This window comes from Pseudomonas sp. Pseusp21 (genome assembly GCF_059492145.1).
Genome location: NZ_CP168520.1, coordinates 50,909 through 74,040, shown reverse-complemented (window position 1 = coordinate 74,040; position 23,132 = coordinate 50,909). Strand labels below are relative to the sequence as shown.

Annotated in this window: 5 protein-coding genes; all 5 read right to left on the bottom strand. The window is 64.7% G+C overall.

The features are described from left to right. Positions 1 to 15 precede the first annotated feature (15 nt). The 5 genes from ACEN93_RS00245 to ACEN93_RS00225 are packed head-to-tail and all read right to left on the bottom strand — an operon-like array spanning position 16 to position 23,107. Positions 16 to 222, bottom strand: coding sequence for an MbtH family protein (locus ACEN93_RS00245; RefSeq protein WP_085649153.1), 207 nt, complete (start codon positions 220 to 222; stop codon positions 16 to 18). Then, the gene (locus ACEN93_RS00240) at positions 215 to 898 is read right to left on the bottom strand and encodes a hypothetical protein (protein WP_495610834.1); all 684 of its coding nucleotides are present in this window, start codon (positions 896 to 898) and stop codon (positions 215 to 217) included. Before ACEN93_RS00240 ends, ACEN93_RS00245 begins: the two co-directional genes overlap by 8 nt. Next, a complete protein-coding gene (locus tag ACEN93_RS00235) occupies positions 895 to 9,990 on the bottom strand; it encodes an amino acid adenylation domain-containing protein (RefSeq protein ID WP_495610833.1) in 9,096 nt (3,031 codons plus the stop codon). The genes ACEN93_RS00240 and ACEN93_RS00235 overlap by 4 nt, the downstream gene beginning before the upstream one ends. Next, complete coding sequence (locus ACEN93_RS00230) at positions 9,990 to 14,102, bottom strand: non-ribosomal peptide synthetase (protein ID WP_495610832.1); 4,113 nt, start codon at positions 14,100 to 14,102, stop codon at positions 9,990 to 9,992. The genes ACEN93_RS00235 and ACEN93_RS00230 overlap by 1 nt, the downstream gene beginning before the upstream one ends. Next, on the bottom strand, positions 14,099 to 23,107 hold the full coding sequence (locus ACEN93_RS00225) for a non-ribosomal peptide synthetase (RefSeq protein ID WP_495610831.1): 9,009 nt from the start codon (positions 23,105 to 23,107) through the stop codon (positions 14,099 to 14,101). Before ACEN93_RS00225 ends, ACEN93_RS00230 begins: the two co-directional genes overlap by 4 nt. Positions 23,108 to 23,132: the final 25 nt, after the last annotated feature.

The following is a 23,132-nucleotide window of genomic DNA, read 5'->3' as shown; positions in this document are numbered from 1 at the left end:
GTTCCCTCACCTTTTTTATTGGAACGACACCGATGACTGCTCGCGCAGCGAACGCGGGCGCATGTCGATCCAGTGTTCGTTGATGTAATCCAGACAGATTTGGCGTTCGCCGCGCATCCCCGCCTCGCTCCAGCCGCTGGCCATCGGCTTGCCCGCCGGCCACAGGGAATACTGGCCCTGAGCGTTGATCACCACATCGAATTGCAGTTGTGCGTCATTCATGTCGTTCTCCTGTTGAACGGGATTGCAGCGTGGCCAGGCTTCGCTCGAGCCCGGCGGCGAGATGGTTGAATGCGGCATGCCGCTGTTCGTCGCTCGAAGCGCCGGCCCCGACGTAAACCCGCACGGACGCCCCGCAGACCTGAGCGCAGGTGTCTGCATCGTCGTCCGCGAAAGCTCGGGCCGACACTTCGGCGTTGGCGCTGGCATGAGCCTGGGCAAACGCGGTGGCGGCGGCCTCGGTATTGAGTTGCGCGTAGTACTGGGCGAACGCCTCGGCATCGCCGAAGTGCTCGACAATCATGGCGCTGTTGGCCGGTGCGAGGCCGTAGGTCAGCGCACTGGTGTGGGCCTTGGCGTACGCCGCGTCGTAGGCGTAGGCCTTGCGATACAGCGCCAGCAATACCGGTTTGAGCGCGGCCCGCCATTCGCCCTGACGCCCGAGCACGCCGAGCGCCGCCCGCTGATGCAGGCTTTGCAACGCGAGCAGCGCCTGCCGGTGTTCCGGCAAGGCTTCGCCGAGCATCGGCAGGACCACGTCGGCCTGCCAGAGATGAAACAGCTGAAACGGCACATGACCCTGCAGTTGCCTCAAGCGCAAGGCCGCGTTCGGCTCGGCTTCGCACAATACCTTGGTCAAGGCCAGCCACCATTGCGGCATCGAGATCGGTTCATTCATGGCGCCGGCTCATCCGTACCAATGACTTCGGCCAGCAACCGCGCCCAGCGGCCCGCGACGATGCCGTAGTGATCGGTGTCGAGGGTTTGCCAGCTGCGCAACTGCGGCAACAAGGCCTGCCAGTTGCGTTGCAGGTCATCCGGGTTCCAGGCGCTGCCCGGCCCGTAAGGATTGGCGTGCCCGGCGATGAACAACCGCACCGCAGTGGTCGCCAGCTCTGGCGGTCGGAAGTCGATCATGCTGGCCATGTTATTGCGGCAGCACACGATCAGCCGTTGCAGATACGCCTGACGTTCCTCGGCCATGCCCTGCCCTTCGACCGCCGGCCAGCGCAGGGCAAACTCGCGCTGGAACACCTGCTCGATGGTCTGCTCATCAATGCCGGCCAGTTCCGCACCGGCATCCGGCGCGGGCGGGTCGATCAGGTACAACAACGGTTGCCTGAACCCGTCAGCCTGGGCCTGATGACACAGCGCCTGCGCCACCCATGCACCAAACGACCAACCTGCCAGACGCCAAGTGCTGCCGTGCGGAAGGTGGGTTTTGATCGCCGCCAGATACCGGCGTGCACGCTCGTCAACGCTGATGTTCGGCAACTGTGGCAGGCGCAGTGCCGGGTCGGCGATCACGCAAACGCCCAGTTCCGCCGGCAGCGCCGAGACCAGTTCCCGATAGGCCTGAACATCGCCGCCCACCGGGTGGATCAGGTACAGCCAGTCACGCCCGGCTCCGGCATGCCATTGGTCGATCCGCACCGCGTCGTGCCAGCCCTGCTGTGTTACACCGGGCGCCTCTTCAACCGTAGCGGTCGAGACCAGCCCCAGCACCTCGCTCAGGCTGACCTTGTGGCTGAATTGCGACAGCTGGAATACCTCACCCGTGGCCGCTTGCAGCTCGTCGATCAGGTCGAGCAGCGTCAGCGAATCCGCGCCCAGGTCGTACAACGAATCGTCATCTTCCAGCTCGGCCACACCGAGCCACTTGCACAGGCACTCACGCAGGCGCGCCGACAGATCCACGCCCTTCGGCGCCTCGACCGCTGCGGCCACGGCACCGTGGCGAACCGGATAAAACCGCCGCGCCGTGTCGATGCCGGTGGTGGAGATCAGCAACTGAGGCAACTGCGTCGCCATCGCCAGATCGAACACCCGACAGCCCTCTTCCGCCGACAGGCCAACCGTCAGATGCTCCAGATGCGCGGCGTCTCCACCGTTGCTGGTGGTGGCCATGCCGATGTCGCGCCAGATGTCCCAGTTGATCCCCAGTCGCAAGCAAGTGTCGGCGGGGTTCGGGCAATAGTGAGTGAAGCCGTCGAGTACCCCGCTGGCCGCCGCGTAGTCCAGATGCCCCGCGCCGCCGAACAGTGCCGACATTGACGAGCAATACAGGACAAAACCCGGTGTCAGGTGTTCGATCAACGCCTCGACCGCCAGCATGCCGCGAGTCTTGGCGGCCATGGCCTCGGCCATTTGTCGGGCATTGCGGAGGCGAATCAGACTGCCCGCACCGACGCCCGCCGCATGAATCACCCCGCTCAGACGACCGTAACGAACGGCCAGTTGATCGAGTACCTGCGGCCAGCGCGGCAGGTCGGCGATGTCCGCTTTGATGCAGTCGATCCGCGAAGCGTAAGCCGTCAGAGACGCCGGCAGTTGCCCCTGACGCGAGAGCAGCACCACTCGGCGTGCAGGCGCCTGCAGCAGGTGTTCGCACAAGGTCCGGCCGATGCCGCCGCTGCCGCCCAGCACGAGAAACGTGCCGTCTTCCGGCAGAAGCCCTGATGTCGTTGCTGGGCCGGTCAATGGCTGAGGCAGCAAGCGTGGCTGCCACAGGTAACCATCGCGCACCGCCATTCGCCGAGGCAGTGAAGACGGATCGCCAAGCAACGCTGCCAACTCGCCGGCCTGCGTTTCGAGGCGTGACGAAGGCCAGTCCAGCCAGTGGCAACGCACCGGGTATTCCTGCGGCACCACTTCGGTGATGCCGGCCAGCGCTGCCAATTCGGGACGCTGAACCTCGCCGTCCACCGGGCACGCCTGCCATGACATCAACCACAACCGCAGCCGTGTCGTGCGCGGTGTTTGCCCCCAGGCCTGCATCAATGCGCTGACCGTGTCCAGACAGGCCCACTGCGCCAGATCCAGACTTTGCTCGCTGACCGCGCCCGACACCGCCAGCGGCAAGGCATGCAGCCAGTCGAGTTCGCCGAGTTCAGGTTCTGCGACCTCGGCGAGCACGCGGTTCAGGGCTTCGATGTCCAGCGGATCAAGCTCGAAACGGTCCGCGCTCAAGCGCTTGAAGCCATTGCCGGTGCGCACTTGAATCACGCGTCGATAGACAGTGTTCAGGCTCGCCAGCAAGGTCGATTCGGGCGCGTCATGGCTACACAGGATCAGCACCTCACGGGATCGGGTCGTGGCTGTCGCGCTCAATCGCCGGGTGCGCACCCACTGGCGCTGGTGGAACCAGTCCGCCAGCGGTTGCCGCGCCAGGGCTGGCGCTTCAGGTTCAGCAGCTACAGGCGTCTGGAAACGATACGACTGAAGATCGAACGACGACGGCGGCAAATCCCAGGGCGGCGGTGCCGAGCGCTGCGGCCACTGGATATTCGCGCCTTCGTACCAGGCGTCCAGCAGTTCCTGCGGCGATTGATCGACGATTTTAAGTTGCGCGCCCGAAGCGGTGACTTCCTTGATCGCTGTCGGCTGCGATGGAATGTCATCACCCGACCGGCAGACCATCGCGAAGCGCCAGCGCAGCTGCCGACGACCTGACTGCAAGTGCCGCAGCAACGCGGTGCGCTGTTCCGGATTGGTTTGCAGATATTCACGAATCACCGCGATATCTCGTAGCAGCTCTGCCCGGCTATGGGCCGAGACCATCAGCAACGGCAACGTTTCCTCGCCCCCTCCCTGCGCCGTGGGCGCAGCACCAACGATGACATGCGCGTTGGTCCCGCCAATCCCGAAACTGCTGACACCGGCCAGTCGCCGCCGCCCTTGCGGCCATGGCCGAGACGTGGTCGGCACATAGAACGGCGAATGTTCCAGGTCGATCTGCGGGTTAATCCGGCCAAAACCGAGGTTCGGCGGCAACACGCCATGGAACACCGCGAGACTGGCGCGAATCAGCCCGACTACCCCCGCCGCCGCGCCCAGATGACCGATCTGGCTTTTCACCGAGGCCAGCGCGCATTGGCCGGCCGGCGCATCGCCGAAAGCTTTGGTCAATGCCGCGACTTCGATCGGATCGCCGAGCAAGGTGCCGGTGCCGTGGGCCTCGATATAGCCGATGTCGGCACCGGTCAACCCGGCCCGACTCAAGGCATCGCGGATGACCGCGCTCTGCCCCGCCACCGACGGCGCGGTGTAACTCATCTTGGCCCGGCCATCGTTGTTCAGCGCCGAGCCTTCGACCAACGCATAGATCCGGTCACCATCGGCCCGCGCCTTGGCCAGCGGTTTGAGCACCACCACGCCGTAGCCACTGGCGCCGAGGGTGCCGCTGGCGTCATCGCTGAATGGACGGCACAGACCGTCGGCGGAAAAGATGTGCTGCGAGCGATGCCGATAGCCCTCGGTCAGGGTCGGATCGATCAGCACCCCGGCCGCGAGCATCACGTCGCTGTCGCCCTGGCGCAGCATCGAACTGGCCAGGTGCACGGCGATCAGCGAACTGCCACACGCAGCCTGCACGCTCAGGGCCGGGCCGTTGAGGTCCAGGTGATACGCGGCTTTGGTCGCCAGAAAATCCTTGTCGTGGTGCAGCGCCAGTTGAAAACCGTCCGGCAGATCGTCGTCGGCGGTTTCGCGCAGCATCTGCTGGAAGTACGTGGTTTCGCCGCAACTGGCGATCAGACCGATGCGCGGGCCCTCCGCCGACGGAACGATGGCCGCGTGTTGCAGGGCCTGCACGCAGGCCATCAGCAGATGCCGCTGTTGCGGATCCATCAGGCGCGCTTCCTGGCGGCTGATGCCGAAGTACTCGGGATCGAAATCGAGCATGCCCGCCAGTTGACTGCGGGCGCCGACCAGGCCCTCTGCGGCGGCAAAGTGCTCGATGCCCAACTCGTTGCCTTGCACCATCGCCCAGAACTCGGACAGATTCTGCGCCCCGGCCACATTGACCGCCATGCCGATGATCGCCATCGGCTGATGGCCTGCATCGGTCTGCCGTATACGCTCCGCCGCTGCCACCGGCGCCGTCGACAGGTGCGCCGCCAGACGCCGCACCGTGACGTGTTCGAACAGATCGGCCATCGTCACCTTGTGCGGCAGTTCTTCGGCGTAACGGCCATGCAAACGCATGAGGCCGAGGCTGGTGGCGCCGGCCTCGAAGAAGGTCTGTTCCGGTTCGATATCCCGGCCGATCACGGCCTGGAACAACTCGCTGAGTTGCCGTTCCAGTGCACTCAGTTGAACAACCGGTTGTGGCGTGCTGCGCCGCTCCATCGCCTCGCCCAGATTCGGCAAGGCCTTACGGTCGATCTTGCCGCTGGGGGTGCGTGGCCAGAGGTCGATCCGCCGGTATTCATCGATTCGCACATGGGCTGGCAGCCACCGTGCAACCTGACGATCCAGCTCGCCGGATGTCGCAGGTTGACCATCGAGTTGCAGCCAGGCAATCAGCCGTGGCGGATCGGCCTGCACCGCGACCACCGCGTTGACCACTTCCGGCACCTGCATCAGCGCCGCCTCGATCTGCCCCAGCTCCAGACGATGGCCGCTGAGTTTGATCTGCTGATCGTCACGCCCCAGATAATGCAGGCAGCCCTGAGCATCGGCCCACGCCAGATCGCCGGTGCGGTAGTACAAACAGTCGTCTGCCACCTCGACAAACCGCGCGGCGTTCAGGGCAGGATCGGCCAGATAACAGCGGGCAACCATCGGCCCGGCCACCAGCAGATAGCCGCGACTGCCGATCGGCACCGGGCGGTCGTGCTCATCCACCAGCAGCAACCGCGCATTGCCGACGGCATGGCCGATCGGCGCGCGCAATGGCCAGTCCCGCGCCACGGGCGGCAGGCGCAAGGCGCTGACCACGTGGGTTTCGGTCGGGCCATAGTGGTTGAACAGCGACGCGTGCGGCATGCCGTCGAACCAGTTGCGCAGCGCATCGGTGCAGAGCAATTGCTCGCCGGCCGTGATCACCTCACGCAACGCCAACGGGTAAATGCCCCGACTCACGGCGGTTTGCGCCAGATGCTGCAAGGCCACGTACGGCAGAAACAGGCGCTCGATTCGCGCCTCGACCATGTAATCCAGCAACGCCTCGGCGTCCTGACGCCAGCGCGGCGTGATCAGGTGATAACAGCCGCCGCCGCACAGGGTGCTGAAAATCTCCTGGAACGACACATCGAACGACAGCATCGAGAACTGCAGGGTCACCGCTTTCGCCGGCAACTGCCCTCCGGTGCGCTGCCATTGCAGCAGGTTGCACAGGGTGCGTTCCGACACCTGCACGCCTTTCGGTGTGCCGGTCGATCCGGAGGTGAACAGCGTGTACAGCGGCCGTTCGCCAGCGTGGCGTGGACGCTCGAACGTTCCGGCATCGGCGCGCAGATCGACCCGATGGGTGGCGAATCGTCCGGCGTTCAGGTCGTCGAGTGCGGCCGCCGTCGTGTCGCTGAACAGCACACACAGAGGCTGCGCCTGCTCCAGCACCTGACGCTGGATCGCCACCGGATAAGCAGGGTCGAGCGGCACGGCGGTCAGGTTGAGTTTGGCCAGCGCCAGCAAGGCGACGATGTGTTCTACCGAGGCATCGAGGAACAGCACGACATGCAGCGGCGCGTTCCCGGTCGCCAAGGGATGACGCTCGATCAGGGTGGCCGCCAGAGTATCGGCCAGCGCATTCAGTTCGCTGTAGCTGAGGCGGTGCTGGCCTTGAACCAGCGCGACCGCCTCCGGCGTGCAATGCACTTGATGCTCGAACCCGTCCGCCAGTGTGTTGAACGGCAGCGCAGTTCGGGGCCCCTCGCTGGCCGGTGGCAAACCACGTCGATACGGACCGAGCAAATCTTCGAGGTTGGCCGCCGGGTTTTCCAGCAACAGATCCAGACCCCGGCGGAACAGCGCGTTCAACGCCCGCATCTGTTCGGCATCGAAATAGCTGCACTGATATTCCCACCAGCATTCCAGCTGCGAACCGCTGCCCACCATCAACAACGTCAACGGGCACTTGGCATGTAACTGCTCGTTGAATGCCAGCGTGGCGCGCAGGTTTGAGTCGGCCAGTGCGGCGTAGTCAGTGTTTTCCAGCACGAACATGAAGTCGAACAGCGAGGGGCTCGACGACAGCCGCAGGTCTTCCACCAGATCCGCCAGCGCCACGTCCTGCAACGCCAGCACTTCACGCACGGTGGCACTCTGTTTGCGCAACTGCTCGCTCAGGGGCAATGCATTTTCAACGGCAGTGGGGATCAGCACGGTGTTGGCAAACATGCCGACGGTGTCTTCGAACTCCGCCAGTGGCCGGTTGGCCACCGGGCTGGCGATCCGTGGCCGCTCGCACCCGGTCAGCGCGTACAGGCTCCAGGCGAAGACACTGAACAGCACTTCGAAACGGGTCAGCCGTTGTTGGGTGCAAAAGCGCTCAAGAGCCGCACTGCGCAGGGTGCCCAAGGGTTCGCGGTGCAACCGGGCGTCGGGGCTGAGTTCGCGCATTGGCATCAATGCAGGCGATGGTTCCTCCTGACGGCGGTGCAATTCGGCGAGGGCGCGGCGCTGGGCGCGATAATGCGGATCGACGCTCCACTGACGCTGCCACTGGCCAAACTCCAGCGTCGTCAATCGGGCGGACGGTTGCGGGCTGTCGCGGCCTTGCAGGACATCGGCGTAAAGCTGCGCCAGGTCGTCGAACAACAGGTTCACCGACCAGCCATCGACGATGATGTGATGCAGGTTCAGCAACAACCGGCAGCTGCCATCGGCGAACGGCAACAGCCAGGCCTGAAACAGGTTCGGCGTGGTCAGGTCGAACGGCGCGGCGAACACTAGCTCGGCAAAGGCCTGCCAGTTGTCCTCGGTGAAATGCCCGACTGCGAAGGTGCGACAGGTCGGACCCTGCTCGGCGATTACCTGATCCAGTCCATCGGCACCCGCCACGAATGCCGTGCGCAACCCCGGATGGCGCTGCACCAGACGCCCCAAAGCCTCGGCCAGTGCCGCAACTTCGACACCTGCCGCCAGATACAGAATCAGCGGCACGCTGTAGGCGGTCGAGGTCGGCGAGCGTTGTTGCAACAGCCACAATCGGCGCTGTTCGGCGGTGGCAGGCAGGCGTTTGGCGCTGCTGATCGAAGGCGCGGGTGGGTAGATCGACTCGCCGTTCGTTTCACCGCTCAGTTGTGCGGCCAATGACGAGAAAGGCTCGTTGAGCAACGTATCGATGGCGATCTCGCGCTGCCAGTGGACACGGATCGCCGAACGCAGGCGCAGGGCCTTTAGCGAATCGCCGCCACTTCCCAGCCAGTCGTCCTGCGCACTCAGGGCCGGTTGACCGAGCAGCGAACGGGCCTGACTCAGCAACCAGTCCAGCGCCGGTGAAACGCTTTCGTTATGCGTAGCCGCCAGGGCTGGATGCCACGGACTCAACCCCTGCGCCAGCAAGCCATCACGATCGATCTTGCCATTGGCCGTCAGCGGCAGGCGCTCCAGCAGAAACAACTGATGCGGCCGCATATACGGCGCCAGTTGTGCCCGCAGATGGTTTTCGAATTCCTGATAGTCCAGATCCCCGCGCGGCACGATGAACGCCAGCAACTGATGGTCTTCTGCCGCCTGCCGCCGGGTGCAGACGTACACCTGCGCCACGCCTGGATGCTCCAGGATCCGTTGCTCCACCTCCCCCGGTTCGATCCGGAAGCCGCGAATCTTCACCTGCCGGTCGACCCGCCCCAGATACTCGATCAAGCCTTCGGCATTGCGCCGCACCAGATCGCCGGTGCGGTAATGCACCTGCACACCACCGTCGAGGTCGGGCAAACGAATGAACTGGCGGGCAGTTTCTTCGGGCCGGTTGCGATAGCCCCGAGCGACACCGTTGCCACTCAAATACAGCTCGCCGACCTCGCCCCCCGGCACTGGGCGTTGCTGCTCATCCAGCACCTGCACGCCGGTCTCCGGCAACGGTTGGCCAATGGGCGCCGAGTCACCGGCAAAATCGCGGCTGATCGGCCAGCACAGGGCAAACGTGGTGCATTCGGTGGGGCCGTAGACGTTGAAGATCCGGCAGCGGCTCTCAGGGTTGGCCCGATACCAGCCGCGCACGGCGGCAGCGCTGATCTGCTCACCGCCGATCAGCACCTGACGTACGCTGGAAAAGCACGACGGCCACTCGGCAATCAACGTGTTGAACAGCGACACGGTCATGAACAGATTGTCGACCTGCGTCCGCTCCAGCACCTCGGCCAGTCGACGCGCATCCAGCACGTCCTCGTCGGCGATCATCACGCAGCAGCCGCCGTTGAGCAGCGGCGCCCACAGTTCGAAACTGCACGCATCGAACGCCGGGTTGGACAGGCAGGCAAACCGGTCCGTCGGGCGAATCTCGATATAGCCGTCGGTGTGCGCCAGACGCAGCAGGCCGCGCTCACCCACCTCGACTGCTTTTGGCGTGCCGGTGGTGCCCGAGGTGTAGAACAGGAACATCACCTCGGCAAAGTCTTCGGCCAGTGTTTGCGGCGGAGCGTCCGGCTGATCGAGCAAGGCCTCGACACTGGTTTGCCACAGTGACGGCGACCACAGCGGTTCTTCGTCCAGGGTAATCAGGCCGACACACGCCGCATCCGCCAGCATCAGTTCCCGGCGTTTGCGTGGGCTGGCGCGATCCAGCGGCACCACCACCGCGCCGACTTTCAGGGCGCCGAGAATCGCCGCCAACCATTGCCAGCAACGCGGCATGCACAACGCCAGCGACTGGCCGGGTTCGACACCGCGCGCCAGCAATCCTCGGGCGATACGTTCGCTCGCGCTGGCCAGTTCCGCGTAAGTCAGCGTGACCGACTGATCAATCACCGCCGGCGCTTGCGGATTACGCCGCACTTGCTCGGCGAAACGCACTAGCAACGGCATGTCTTTGGACGCACTCATCATTTCGCCTCCTGCGCATCGAAGCGTTGCAGCTCCTGACGGATGATTTGCGAGACCCGGTGGATTTCCGCGCTTTCAAGCATGTCCCAGTGCCCGCCGCTGACCAGTTTCGCCAGATAACCGCTGCTCGCGCGGCGACGCCAGAAGCCGCGCAGTTCATGCAACTGATGGCGGCTGAAATCTTCCCGCGCCTGGATCAGCACCACGCGGCCGGCGCGCGGCGCGCACTCATAGGCGGCCATGGCCAGGCGGTTATGGTTGTAGATGTTGAAGTAGCGCTCGACCTGCGCGTCTTCGATGCCGGGGTACATGCCATTGAAACGCACCAGTTTGTCGCGGAATTCGGCCATGTCCACGGTGCCAATCTGCTCGCGAAAACCGGGGTCGTCACTGCCCTGGGTGTCGAGCAGCACCACCGTCACCTGACGATGCCCCGCCGCCGTCAACCGCCGCGCCATTTCATAGGCCACCAGGCCGCCGAACGACAGCCCGGTGAGGATCAGCGGTTGCTCCGTCAGCGGTTCGATCTGGCGCAAGTAAGCCTCTGCCATCGCTTCGACCGTCGGCTCGGTGCTCTCCCCCGGATTCAGTCCCGGCGATTGCACCCCGTACACGCCGGTTTCATCCGGCAGCACCTTGGCCAGCGACAGGTAACAGAACGCCGTACCGCCCGCCGGGTGAATGCACACCACGTTGTGCTGGCCGCTGCCGCGACGGAATTCGATCAGGTTGCTCTGGGCCAACGCCGGGTTGGCCCCGACCCGCAGCCAGCCGCCCAGCGCCTCGATGGTCGGGTAGCTGAGCACCACGCGCACCGGCACTTCGACCGCGAACTGCTGGCTGATTTCATGAGCCATCTTGATCGCGGCGATCGAGGTGCCGCCGACGTTGAAGAAGTTGTCACGAATGCCGATCTGCGGCGCCAGCAACAGGCTTTTCCAGATCTGGTACAGCGCCAGTTCGATGTGATCGCGCGGGCTGCTCAGGTTGACCTGTCGGTTGGTCATCTCTTCGTCTGCCAATGCCGTCAGCGCGGCACGGTCGACTTTGCCATTGGCGGTCAGCGGCAGCGCGTCGAGCCACAGGTAGCTGCCGGGGATCACCGCTCTGGGCAGTGTCGTCGCCAGATGGACGTGCACCGCTGCTTCGTCCACGGTCTCGGCCACCACGCAGCAGGCCACCAGTCGCTGGTCCTGCGCCGCTTCGCCGACCATCAGCACCACGGCGCTGCGGATGCCGGGAAACGCTTCGAGCCGGGCTTCGATCTCGCCCAGCTCCAGCCGCACGCCGCGCAACTTGACCTGAAAGTCGTTGCGACCCAGAAATTCCAGCTGACCGTCCGGGCGATAACGCGCCAGATCGCCGCTGCGATAGAGCCGATCCCCCACGACGAAAGGATTGTCGATAAAGCGCTCGGCACTGAGCTGCGCCAGCCCCAGATAACCCCGGGCCACGCCAACGCCGCCAATGTGCAGATGCCCGGTCACGCCCACCGGCACCGGCTGGTCGCGGTCATCAAGAACATAAAAGCGGTTGTTGGCAATCGGCCGGCCGATCGGCAGTTGCCGGGCCGGCACCTCGGCGCCGGGCTCCAGCGTCCAGAGGCTGTTGATCACCGTGGTTTCGGTCGGGCCGTAGACGTTGTGCAGCCGCGCATGGGGCAGTCGCTCCTGAAAGCGCCGGGCCAGGGCTGGCGGCAGTTCACCGCCGCCGCTGAACACATCGGTCAGCGACCCACACCGGCTGACCTCGTCGACCTCCAGAAACAGCTGCAACATCGCCGGCACGAACACCAGCGCCGTGACCTTTTGCTCGCGCACCTCGCGGGCCAGATACGCCGGTTCGTAATGCCCGCCGGGCCGTGCGATCACCAGCCGTCCGCCGGTTGCCAGCGGCCAGAAGGTCTCCCACGCCGAAGCATCGAAACCGAACGGGATCTTGTGCAGCATCGCCCCTGCTTCGCCGCAGACCTGCAAACACCACAGCAGCAGGTTGCTCAAGCCACGGTGGGCGACCATAGCGCCCTTGGGCAACCCGGTGGTGCCGGAGGTGTAGATCACGTAGGCGAGATGGTCCGGGGTGACGCCGACATGGCGCGGATCAAGATTGTCCGCCGGCAACGACGCCCAGCTCGCGGCATCTTGTTCGAGGTCGAGGATCGGCGCTTCCCAATTCGATCCTTGCACGGCCTGACGCAAGATTCCGTGCGCCGAACCAAGGGTCAGCAGCACCGCCGGCGTGCTGTCGCCGAGCATATGACTCAGGCGCCCCAACGGGTAATCCGGATCCAGCGGCACGTAAGCGCCGCCGGCCTTGAGCACCGCCAGCAACGCGACCGGCAACTCCAGTGAGCGCTCAATGCACACCGCCACGCGCACATCAGGGCCGACGCCCAAGGTGCGCAAGTGCCGCGCCAGCCGATTGGCTTGGGCATTGAGTTCGGCGTAGCTCAGGGATTCGCCCTCGAAGACCACTGCGCAGGCCTGAGGGTTGCTCGCGGCCTGCGCTTCAACCAGTTGATGCACGCAGGGCGCCGTTTGCGTGAGTGGCGTGGCGCGGTTGAAGTCCACCAGCACCTGCTGACGCTCCGCTTCGTTCATCAATGGCAAGGCATTGATCGGTTGCTTGGCGTCGGCGGCGATCTGTTCGAGCAGATGTCGGTAGTGCCCGCTCAGGCGTTGGATGGTCGCGATGTCGTAGAGGTCGGTGTTGTATTCCACCAGCAAGTCCAGCCGCCCTGCCCGCTCGACCCATTCGAACGCCAGATCGAACTTGGCCGTGGCGCTGCTGGTGCCGTACGGCGCGAGTTCCAGGCCGGGCATCTGCACCGCGTTGCCCGGTGTGTTCTGCAACACCAGCATCACCTGGAACAACGGCGAATGACCGGGATCGCGCGGCGGGTTGACAGCCTCGACCACGCGGTCGAACGGCACATCCTGATGGGCGTGGACGTCGAGCATCTGGCCACGCACCTCGCGCAGCAGTTCGGCGAAGGTCTGCTGTGGATTCAGGCGCTGACGCAGCACCAGGGTGTTGACGAAATGGCCGATCAGCGGCTCGACTTCCGGGCGATTGCGGTTGGCGAACGGTGTGCCGATGCACAGATCCTGCTGACCGCTGTGGCGCCACAGCAGCACCGCCAATGCGCCCAGCAGCACGTTGAACAGCGTGCCCTGAGTCTGCCGGGCCAGCGCCGTGAGTTCGCGCAAGGTGCCGCCATCGACGGAGGAACTGAACGTGGCCCCGACATAGCGCTGCACCAACGGGCGCGGCCGGTCGGCGGGCAACGTCGATACCAGCGGCGCGTCGTCCAGGGTGCGCCGCCAGTAATCGAGCTGTGCGTCCAGCGCGGCGCCGCCCACTCGCTGTTGCTGCCAGCAGGCGTAGTCGGCGTATTGCACCGGCAACGGCGCAAGCGTCGGGGTTTCACCACGCAGATAATCGCCGTACAGCGTGGCGACTTCGTGCAGGATCACGCCCATCGACCAGCCGTCGGCGATGATGTGATGCACGCTGTACAGCCACAGGTATTCATCGTCGGCCACGCGCAGTAACGACGCCCGCAGCAACGGCCCGCTGGCCAGATCGAATGGCGCCCGGGCGTCCTGCTCGACGGCGGATCGCACGTGCTGCTCGCGCTCTTCGGCAGGCAATTGGCGCAGATCCGTCACCGACAACGACAGCGGCATCGACGGATGCACCACCTGACGCGGTTCGCCGTCGACGCTGCGAAACGTCGTGCGCAGGATTTCGTGGCGGGCCACCAGTTGGTTGAGCGCCCGCTCCAGCTGCGCGACGTCCAACTGCCCTTTCAGCGTTACCGCCGTCGGCACGTTGTAGAACGGGTTGCCGGGTTCCAGTTGATCGAGAAACCACAGTTGCCGCTGCGAGAAGGACAACGGCCAGGACGTGTGCGTGCCGGATCGGCGGGGAATCGCCGCGTCATCGTGCCCGCCGAGCAAGGCGATCAGTTCCTGTTTGTGACGTTTGAGCGCCTGGGTCAGTTCTTCGGTGAGAAAACCGCGCGGCGCCTTGCAGCGCAGCCTGTCACCGTCCACTTCGAGCACCACACCATGGCGAGCGAACAACGCCAGCAATTGATCGGCATTCATACTTCGAACTCCTCCATGTCTTCATCGTCCAGGCTGGCGGTCACAGGCTCGCTGGCAAACACCTCGACTGGCGCGCGGTGTTGTTCATCGGCCGTGCGCAGGCCGCCGATCATCGAGTAGATCAATTCATGGCTCGGCCCGAGATCGAACAGCGTCGTCAGTTGCTGCTCCTCGACCGAGCCGATACCGCAAAGGCCCAGACCGTGCTCGACGGCAGTCATGCTCAGCAACTGGGCCATGGCGCCGCTTTCGATGTGGCAGAAGTCGCGGCTGCGCTCGCCATACAGCGGGCGAATCGCCGCCATGTCGGCGATGAAAAACAGCGAGAACGCGGCGTTCTCATACACCGGACGGTTGACGAAATAGTCGTAGGTGTCCGGGTCGAGCGCTCCGCTCTGGAGCGCCAGCAGACGATGCTGGCGGGGATCGTAGTAATACGCGCCGCCAGGCACGCCGAGCACGCGATCCGCTTTGATGTAGAGGTAGGCCTGAATCGGGTACAGCCCGCCCGCCGACGGGAACTGGTATTTCACTTCGCCGTCGAGTTGCCCCTGGGCCAGCGCTGCCAGTACGTGGGCGAAGGCCTGGGTGGCGATCGGTTGCCGATCGTATTGACGCACCGAGCGGTAATCACTCAAACGCCGGGCGAAGGCCGGGTCCTGCGGCAGATCCAGTGCCACTGCCGGCAAGGCTTGAGCAAAGTCACGACGCCCACGCTGTTCGGCTTTGAACTGCGCCCGCTGCTGGGGATCTTCGATGATGTCCTGCGCGGGCTCCGGGGCCTGCTGCACGTTGCCGAGCAGATCCTGCCGCGCCCGGTTCTGGCGGTACATGCCAAGCAGATGCAGCAGCGTCGGTTGGGCCAGCAATTGCGCCACGTGCGGGCGGAACTGCAAGGCGCCGGACAAGGCGTTGCTGATCCTGACGATATCGATCGACGTTGCGCCGAGGTTCAGCAGATTGGCGTTGGCGGCAATGGAATCGCGCTTGAGCACGTCCTGCACGATTTCCACCAGCCGTTGCTCCTGCGGGCCCTCGACTTCGAGCGCCGGCCCTTGTTCCTCGATCTGCTCCGGTTCCGGCAGGCGTTTCTTGTCGACCTTGCCGTTGGACGACAACGGCCACGCTTCAACAAAGGTGAACGACGGCGGAATCATGTAGGCCGGCAGTTTGTCGCTCAGGTACGCGCTGAAATCGCTGGCCTGCAACGCCGGGTCGGCCTTCAGCACATAACCCGCCAGACGCTTCTCGCCCAGCGTGCTGCCGAGAATCCGCACCACCGCGCTCTGCACGCCGGGATGGCGATTGAGTGCGGCTTCGATCTCGCCCAGCTCGATGCGATAGCCCTGGACCTTGACCTGATTGTCTTCGCGACCGAGGAATTCGATGTTGCCGTCCGGCAGCAAGCGTCCCAGGTCGCCCGTGCGATACAGCCGTTCGCCGGTCAGTGGATGATCGAAGAAACTGCCCGCGCTGAGTTTTTCATCGCGCCAGTAACCTTTGGCCAGACCGATGCCGCCGATGTACAGCTGACCCGCGACCCAAGTTGGGCGAACCTGCAATGCTTCGTCCAGCACGTAGAAACGCTGATGATCGAGGGCCTTGCCGTAGGGGATGCTGCGCCAAGTCGGGTCGACGTGCTTCACCGGATAATAGATCGACCAGATCGACGCTTCGGTGGCGCCGCCCAGGCTGATCAACTGCAACTCCGGCTGCAAAGCCCAGGCCCGCGCGGGCAAGGTAAGGGGAATCCAGTCACCGGACAGCATCGCCACCCGCAGGCTGGCGGGCAACGTGCCGCCCTCGCCCTCTACGTACTCGACCAGCATGCCGAGCAGCGCCGGCACCGAGTTCCACAGGCTGACCTGATGACGCTTGATCAATTCGAGCCAGTGCGCCGGATCGAGTGACAGTTGCGGTTCGAGGATGACCACCGCCGCGCCCACGGCGAGGGTGCCGAAGAAGTCATAGACCGACAGGTCGAAGCTCAGCGACGAGATCGCCAATACCCGGTCAGTCGGGCCGACGGCAAAGCGTCGGTTGATGTCGAGCAGCGTGTTGACCGCGCCGCGATGGTCGATCACCACGCCTTTCGGCTGACCGGTGGAGCCGGAGGTGTAGATCACGTAGGCGAGGTCGCTTTCGTTCACCTGCACCGGTTGCAGTGGCAGTTCATCGTTCGAGATTTCATCGGCCACCGCGATGGCCGTCACCTGCGCCGGCCATTCGACTTTGTCGAGCAGCGCCGGTTGGGTCAGGGCCAGACTCGCCTCCGCCCGTTCCAGAATATGCCGCAGCCGTTCCGCCGGCTGAGTCGGTTCGATCGGCAGGTAAGCGCCGCCGGCATACAGAATCGCCAGCGTTGCGACCACTTGCTCCCAACCGCGCTCCATCACCACCGCCACCAAGCGGTTCGGCAGGACACCCTGCGCTTGCAGTCGGGCGCCGAGTTGCCGGGCCTCAAAACGAAGCTGGGCGTACGTCAGTTGCCGCGTACCGATCACCGCCAGGGCATCCGGTGTGGCGCGGGCCTGACGTTCGAACAGTTCGTGCATCAATGGCAGCGTTTGCTGACGGTCGACCGGTGCCGGCAAGCGTGCCTGCGGCAGCAGTTGTGGCGTGTTCGCGCCCCAGGCTGCCGGCTCGCACAGGCTGTCGAGCAGGGTGTTATAGGCGACGAACATCTGCTCGATCATGCCTTGCGGGAACAGTTCGTCGATGCTGTCCCAGTTGAACAGCAGGCGCCCTTCCAGCTCCAGCAACGTGTGGTCGAGCCACACTTGCGGGGTCTGGGTGATGCTGTGCATGTGCTTGGCATTCAATGCGTCGGCCAGGTTGAATTCGGCCAGTTCCGGCGCCGCTTCCGACAGCGTGCTGTTGAACACGATCGGCATCGCCGTCTGCTGCACGCCCCGGGCCTGGGACAATTCGCGCAGTACCCGCACGCCGCTGACCACCGAATGGTCGATGTCGCGCCACAGTTGCGCCTGCACCGCGCGGGCCTTGTCGGTGAAGCTCTGCGAACCGTCGATACCGACTTCCAGCAGCACCAGCGAGGTGAAGTCGCCAATGATTTCGTCGACATCGCTGTGCAGCGGCATGCGGTTGAACAGCGGCAGGCTCAGGGTGAAACGTGGGGTGCGGCTCCACAGCGCCAGCACTTCGCTGAACGCGGTCAGCAGCATCACCGATGGCGTCACGGCAAACTGTTTGGCCACGGCTTTGAGCTGCGTCCACTGCGCCGCCGACATGTCGCGGTCGCGGCGGGTGAAGTGCGGGTTGGCGATGCTTTCCGGCTGGCGTACCAGCGGCAGGTCCGGCGCCGGGGCCAACGTGGTCACCCGCTCACGCCAGTAGCCCAGCGCCTGCTCGTAGCGGCGGCCATTACGCAGCTGCTGTTCGGCCAGCACATAGTCGCGGAAGGTCAGGCCCGGTTCCGCCAGCTCCAGGTTCGGATCGACGTAGAACGCCATGAGTTCGCGGGCGAGAATCTGCGTGCTCGCGGCGTCGACGATCAGCGCGTCGAGGCTGATGTGCAAATGGGTGATGCCGTCATCGAGTAACGACAGGCTGAACTCGAACAGCGGCCAGCGACTGGCGTCCAGCACCTGATGGGACTGACGTTCGCGGGTCGCTTCCAGCGTGCGCTGCGCCACATCGGCGGGCAAACCGCGCAGATCGCTGCGCGGCATGCGATAGGTCGGCACCTGCGCCAGCACCTGTTGCGTGCCGTCGCTGAGGAACACCACGCGCAGCATGTCGTGGCGCAGGATCATGCGGTTCAAGGCTTGTTCGAAACGCTCGGCGTCGAACTCGGGAATGCGCAGTTCTTCGTAACCGTGGGCACTGACGCCGCCGAGGCTGACCGTGGCCTCACGACCGAACCAGTAGGCTTGCTGGATATCGGTCAGAGGGAATGGTTCATGCCGATTACTGCGATCCGGCTCGATCTGGAGGAATGCCGGTTCAACGCTTTGCTCTTCACGCGACACCTGCGCCGCCAGATCCAGCAACACCGGGGTCTGGAACAGACTGCTCAGGGACAGTTGCGCGCCCATGCGCTGGTTGATCGCGTAGATCATCCGCGTCGCCAGCAGCGAGTGGCCGCCGAGGTCGAAGAAGTTGTCGTGGATCCCGACCCGCTCGCACTTGAGCACTTCGGCCCAGATCTCGGCCATTTGCCGTTCGGTGTCATTGCGCGGCGCCTCGTAGGTCGCCCCGGCGCTGCGTTCCGGTGCCGGCAGCGCCTGGCGGTCGAGCTTGCCGTTGCGGGTCAGCGGCAATTGCGACAGGCGAACCCAGGCACTCGGGATCATGTGTTCGGGCAACTGGCGTTGCAGTTCGGCACGCAGGCATTCAGGGGTCGCGGTGCCGACCACATAGGCCACCAGACGCTTGTCCCCGACCACGTCTTCGCGCAGCAACACGGCGGCTTCCTGCACACCGGGTTGTTGATGCAACAGGCTGTCGATCTCGCCGAGTTCGATGCGGAAGCCGCGCAATTTCACCTGTTGGTCGATGCGTCCCAGGTACTGCACGTTGCCATCGGCCTGGAATTTCGCGAGGTCGCCGCTGCGGTACATCCGTGCGCCCGGCTCGGCGCTGAACGGATCCGGCAGGAAACGTTCGGCGGTCAGGTCCGGACGGTTCAGATACCCTCGGGCCAGGCAGGCGCCAGCGATGTACAACTCGCCCGCCACACCGACCGGGACCGGATTCAAGTGCTCGTCCAGCACGTACAGCCGCGCGTTGGCGATGGGACGGCCAATGGGCGGCGCGTCCGGCCAGAACTCGGCCTCGTTGCAGTCAAGGCTGAACTGGCTGACCACATGGGTTTCGGTCGGCCCGTACTGGTTGTGCAACTGCGCGCCACCGAGCCCACGGACAAAACCGCGCAGCTCGTCGTTGATTTGCAGGGCTTCACCGGCGGTGATGATTTCGCACCCACCAAGCGGCATCGGTGCATCGGCCTCGGTCAGGCCGGCGAGTTGCTGCAACACGGCGAACGGCAGGAATGCCCGCTGCACGCCTTCGGCCACCAGGGTCGGGCGCAGCGCGGCGAGGTCCTTACGGCTGTCTTCAGTCATCAGCAACAGGCTGCCGCCCTGGCAGAGCGTGCTGCAGATTTCCTGGAACGAGACGTCGAAGTTCAGCGAGGCGAATTGCAGGACGCGCTGCGGTGCCGTGGCTTGATCGAGCTGCCAGCCAATCAGGTTGTCCAGCGCGCGACGGCTGTGGGCCACGCCTTTCGGGCGTCCGGTGGAGCCGGAGGTGTAGAGCACGTAGCCGAGGTTTTCCGGGCTCACCGTGACTTGCGGATCATCCGTCGGGTGTTGTGCCCATTGCGTTGCGTCGGTGTCCAGGCAGCAGACTTTCGCCTCGTTGGCCGGCAGCCCGGTCATCAGGCTCGACTGGGTCAGCAGCAGGGTCGGCGCCGCATCGCTGAACATGAATGCCAGACGCTCGCTCGGGTAAGCCGGGTCAAACGGCACGTACGCCGCACCGGCCTTGAGGATCGCCAGCAGGCCGATGACCATGTGCGGCGAGCGTTCCAGGCACAGGCCGACGCGATGTTCGGGGCCGACACCTTGTTCGATCAGGTAATGCCCTAGGCGGTTGGCCGCGCGATTCAGTTCGCCGTAACTCATTTGCTCACGATCGGCGAGCAGCGCCACGGCGTGGGGCGTTTGCCGGGCGAGGCTTTCAAAGCGCGCCACGCAACCGGGCAACGATGCGGTATCCCGCGCGGTGCGGTTCCAGTCATGAACGATCTGCTGGTGTTGCTCGGCGCTCAGCAGCTTGATCGCAGCCAGCGACTGCTCGCTGTCCTCGACCATCTGCGTCAGCACCCGGCGCAGGTACTCGCCGAACTGCTCGACGGTGCCGCGTTCGAACAGCCCCGAGGCATATTCCAGGCCACCGACGATCTGCCCGTCGCGCTCATGGAGCGCCAGTTGCAGATCGAACTTGGCCACGTGATGGCTGCTCTCGACCGGCGTAACGTCGAGCCCGGTCAGCAGCAGGTCGGAATCCTGATCCTGTTCCCAGGCAAACAGCACCTGGAACAGCGGACTGTGGGCCAGACTGCGCGGCGGGTTGAGCAATTCCACCACTTGCTCGAACGGCAGATCCTGATGTTCCTGAGCCTCCAGCGCCACTCGCCGCGCCTGTTGCAGCCATTGCGCCACCGACGGCGTACCCGATTGGGTCATGCGCAGCGCGAGGGTGTTGACGAAGAAACCGATCAGCCCTTCCAGTTCCTGCTGTGGACGGTTGGCCGACGGCACGCCGATCACCACGTCGCCTTGCCCGGAAAGACGCGACAGCAACAGCGAAAAACCGGCCAGCAGAGTCATGAACAGCGTGGTGCCTTGCTGCATGCCCAGGGCTTTCAGGCGTGCGGTCAGGGCGGCGTCGAAGACCAACGGGACAAAACCGCCGAGGTAATCCTGCACGGGCGGGCGCTTGTGATCGGTCGGCAACTCCAGCAGCACCGGCGCGCTGCTGAGGGTTTCGCGCCAGTAGCGGCTTTGCTGCTCCAGCACGTCGCCGGACAGCCATTGCTTTTGCCACACCGCGTAATCCACGTACTGCACCGGCAAGGGCGGCAGCGGATCGTCGCGATCCTGCAACGCCGCTGCGTACAGCTGACCGAGCTCGCGGGTGAGCACACCCATCGACCAGCCGTCAGAAATGATGTGATGCTGGGTCAGCAGCAACACATGGTCATCCGCCGCCAGCCGCAGCAGGCTGACCCGCATCAGCGGGCCCCGGCTCAGGTCGAAGGGTCTGGCGCCTTCCTCGTCGATCAAGCGGCTCAGGCGTTCTTGCGCATCGAGCCCCTGCACGTCACTCACCGTCAGCCGGACACTGTGCGCAGGCGGCGAAACCAACTGCCGCCCTTCCCCTTCAACGGCGATGAACGTCGTGCGTAACGCCGCATGGCGCGCCACCAGTTGATTGAAGCTGCGTTCCAGTGCCGGCACGTCCAGCGAACCGCGCAAACGCAGGTTCAACGGCATGTGATACGCCGCGTTGCCACCCTCCATTTGTGCCAGAAACCACAGGCGCTGCTGGGCAGACGACAACGTTTGCGCGCCCGCGCGTTCAAGGGCCGTGATGGCCGGGCGAGCCGCCGCCTGACTGGCTTGCAGCCGTTCGGCGAACGCCGCCAGAACCGGTGCGGCAAACAGCGCCGAGGGCGCCACTTCCAGCCCCAGCGCATGACGAACCTGCGCCAGCACGCGCATCACCAGCAGCGAGTGACCGCCGAGGGCGAAGAACTGATCCTCACGCCCTACCCGCTCCACGCCGAGCACGTCGGCCCAGATTGCGGCGAGTGCGGTTTCCAGCGAGCCTTGGGGTGGCTGGTATTCCTGCTGGTCGAACGCCCCGGCGTCCGGCGCCGGCAGATTTGGCCGATCGACCTTGCCGTTGGCGGTCAGCGGCAACGCGTCGAGACGCACGAAAGCGGTCGGCACCATGAAGTCCGGCAGGCTGATTTGCAGTTGTTCGCGCAGTGAGCGCGGGCTCAGCGTTGAGTCTGGTTTTTCGCAGTAGTAGGCGACCAATCGCGGTTCACCGGGACTGTCCTGGCGCAGCGACACCACGCTTTCGCGCACGCCCGGAATGTCCGCCAACCGGGTTTCGATTTCCCCCAGTTCCAGACGCAGGCCGCGCAATTTGGCCTGGGAATCGTTGCGGCCAAGGAATTCCAGTTGGCCGTCGGCCCGGTAACGCGCCAGATCGCCGGTGCGATACAGACGCTCGCCCGCCACGAACGGGCTATCGATGAAGCGCTCGGCGGTCAGTTGCGGCAGGTTCAGATAACCGCGCGCCACGCCGACACCACCGATGTACAACTCCCCCGCGATCCCCTCGGCAACCGGTGCGCCGTCAGCGTCGAGCAGGTAAATCCGGGTGTTGGGCAGTGCCCGGCCAATAGGCAACACCGCGTCGATCTGGCTGTTTTCGGTGAGCTCGAAACAGGTGCTGTCGATGCTCGCTTCGGTCACGCCATAGGCCTGGACGATCTGCACCTGCTCACCGCAAAGCCTGCGCAATTGCCGTGCGCTGTGGGCGGTCCAGATGTCGGAGCCGCAGACCACGGTGCGCAGGAACGACAGGTCGTGGTCGGTCTCTTCGACCCACGCCAACAGTGGATTGAGCAGCGCCGGCACGAAGTCGGCAAAGCCAATCTGCGCCTCGCGCATCAGACGATACAGGGCCGGCGGGTCCATCAGAGTGTCCCGTGGACACAGCACCAGCGTGCCGCCAAAACCCAGCGCACGGATCAGGTCGGCGCTGAACACGTCGAAGGAAAAACCGGCCATCTGCAGATGATTGATCGGCTCGCCCAACTCATAGAGTTGCGCCCAGTCAGCGCTCACCGCAACCAGCCCGCGATGCTCGACCATCACGCCTTTCGGGGTGCCGGTGGAGCCGGAGGTGTAGATCACGTAAGCCAGGTGACGGGGTGTCAGGCCGATTGAATGAGGATCGAGGTTGTCGGCTGAAAGCGAAGCCCAATCACTGGCGTCGGCCAGATCCTGCACCGTCGGTGCAGTCGCCGACTGTTCGAGCGCCGCCCGCAAAACATCGCGCGCCTGGCCGTGGGTCAGCACCACCGGCGGTGCGCTGTCGGCCAGCATGTGCGCCAGCCGCGCCTGCGGATAGGCCGGGTCCAGCGGCACATAGGCGCCGCCGGCCTTGAGCACCGCGAGCACGCCGACCAGCATTTCCAGCGAACGCTCCAGACACAGCCCGACCCGCACGTCCGGCCCGACCCCGAGCATGCGCAGGTGATGGGCCAACCGGTTGGCGCGGGTATTCAGTTCACGATAACTGAGCGCCTCCTGCTGCCAGCGTGCGGCGATGGTCTCGGGGTTGCGCAGCACCTGCGCTTCAAACAGGCCGTGCACGCACAGGTCTGCATCGAACGGTTTCAAGGAGCAAACGTCGGGCTGCGCGGGATTCGTCCCACGCAAGGAAGTGTTATCGAGCATCGGAGGCTACCGTCCATGACTACTT

Excerpts from the sequence above, each read along its gene's own strand:
- ACEN93_RS00240 (WP_495610834.1), bottom strand. The coding sequence starts at position 898 with ATGAATGAACCGATCTCGATGCCGCAATGGTGGCTGGCCTTGACCAAG.
- ACEN93_RS00245 (WP_085649153.1), bottom strand. The coding sequence starts at position 222 with ATGAATGACGCACAACTGCAATTCGATGTGGTGATCAACGCTCAGGGC.
- ACEN93_RS00225 (WP_495610831.1), bottom strand. The coding sequence starts at position 23,107 with ATGCTCGATAACACTTCCTTGCGTGGGACGAATCCCGCGCAGCCCGAC.
- ACEN93_RS00230 (WP_495610832.1), bottom strand. The coding sequence starts at position 14,102 with ATGAATGCCGATCAATTGCTGGCGTTGTTCGCTCGCCATGGTGTGGTG.
- ACEN93_RS00235 (WP_495610833.1), bottom strand. The coding sequence starts at position 9,990 with ATGAGTGCGTCCAAAGACATGCCGTTGCTAGTGCGTTTCGCCGAGCAA.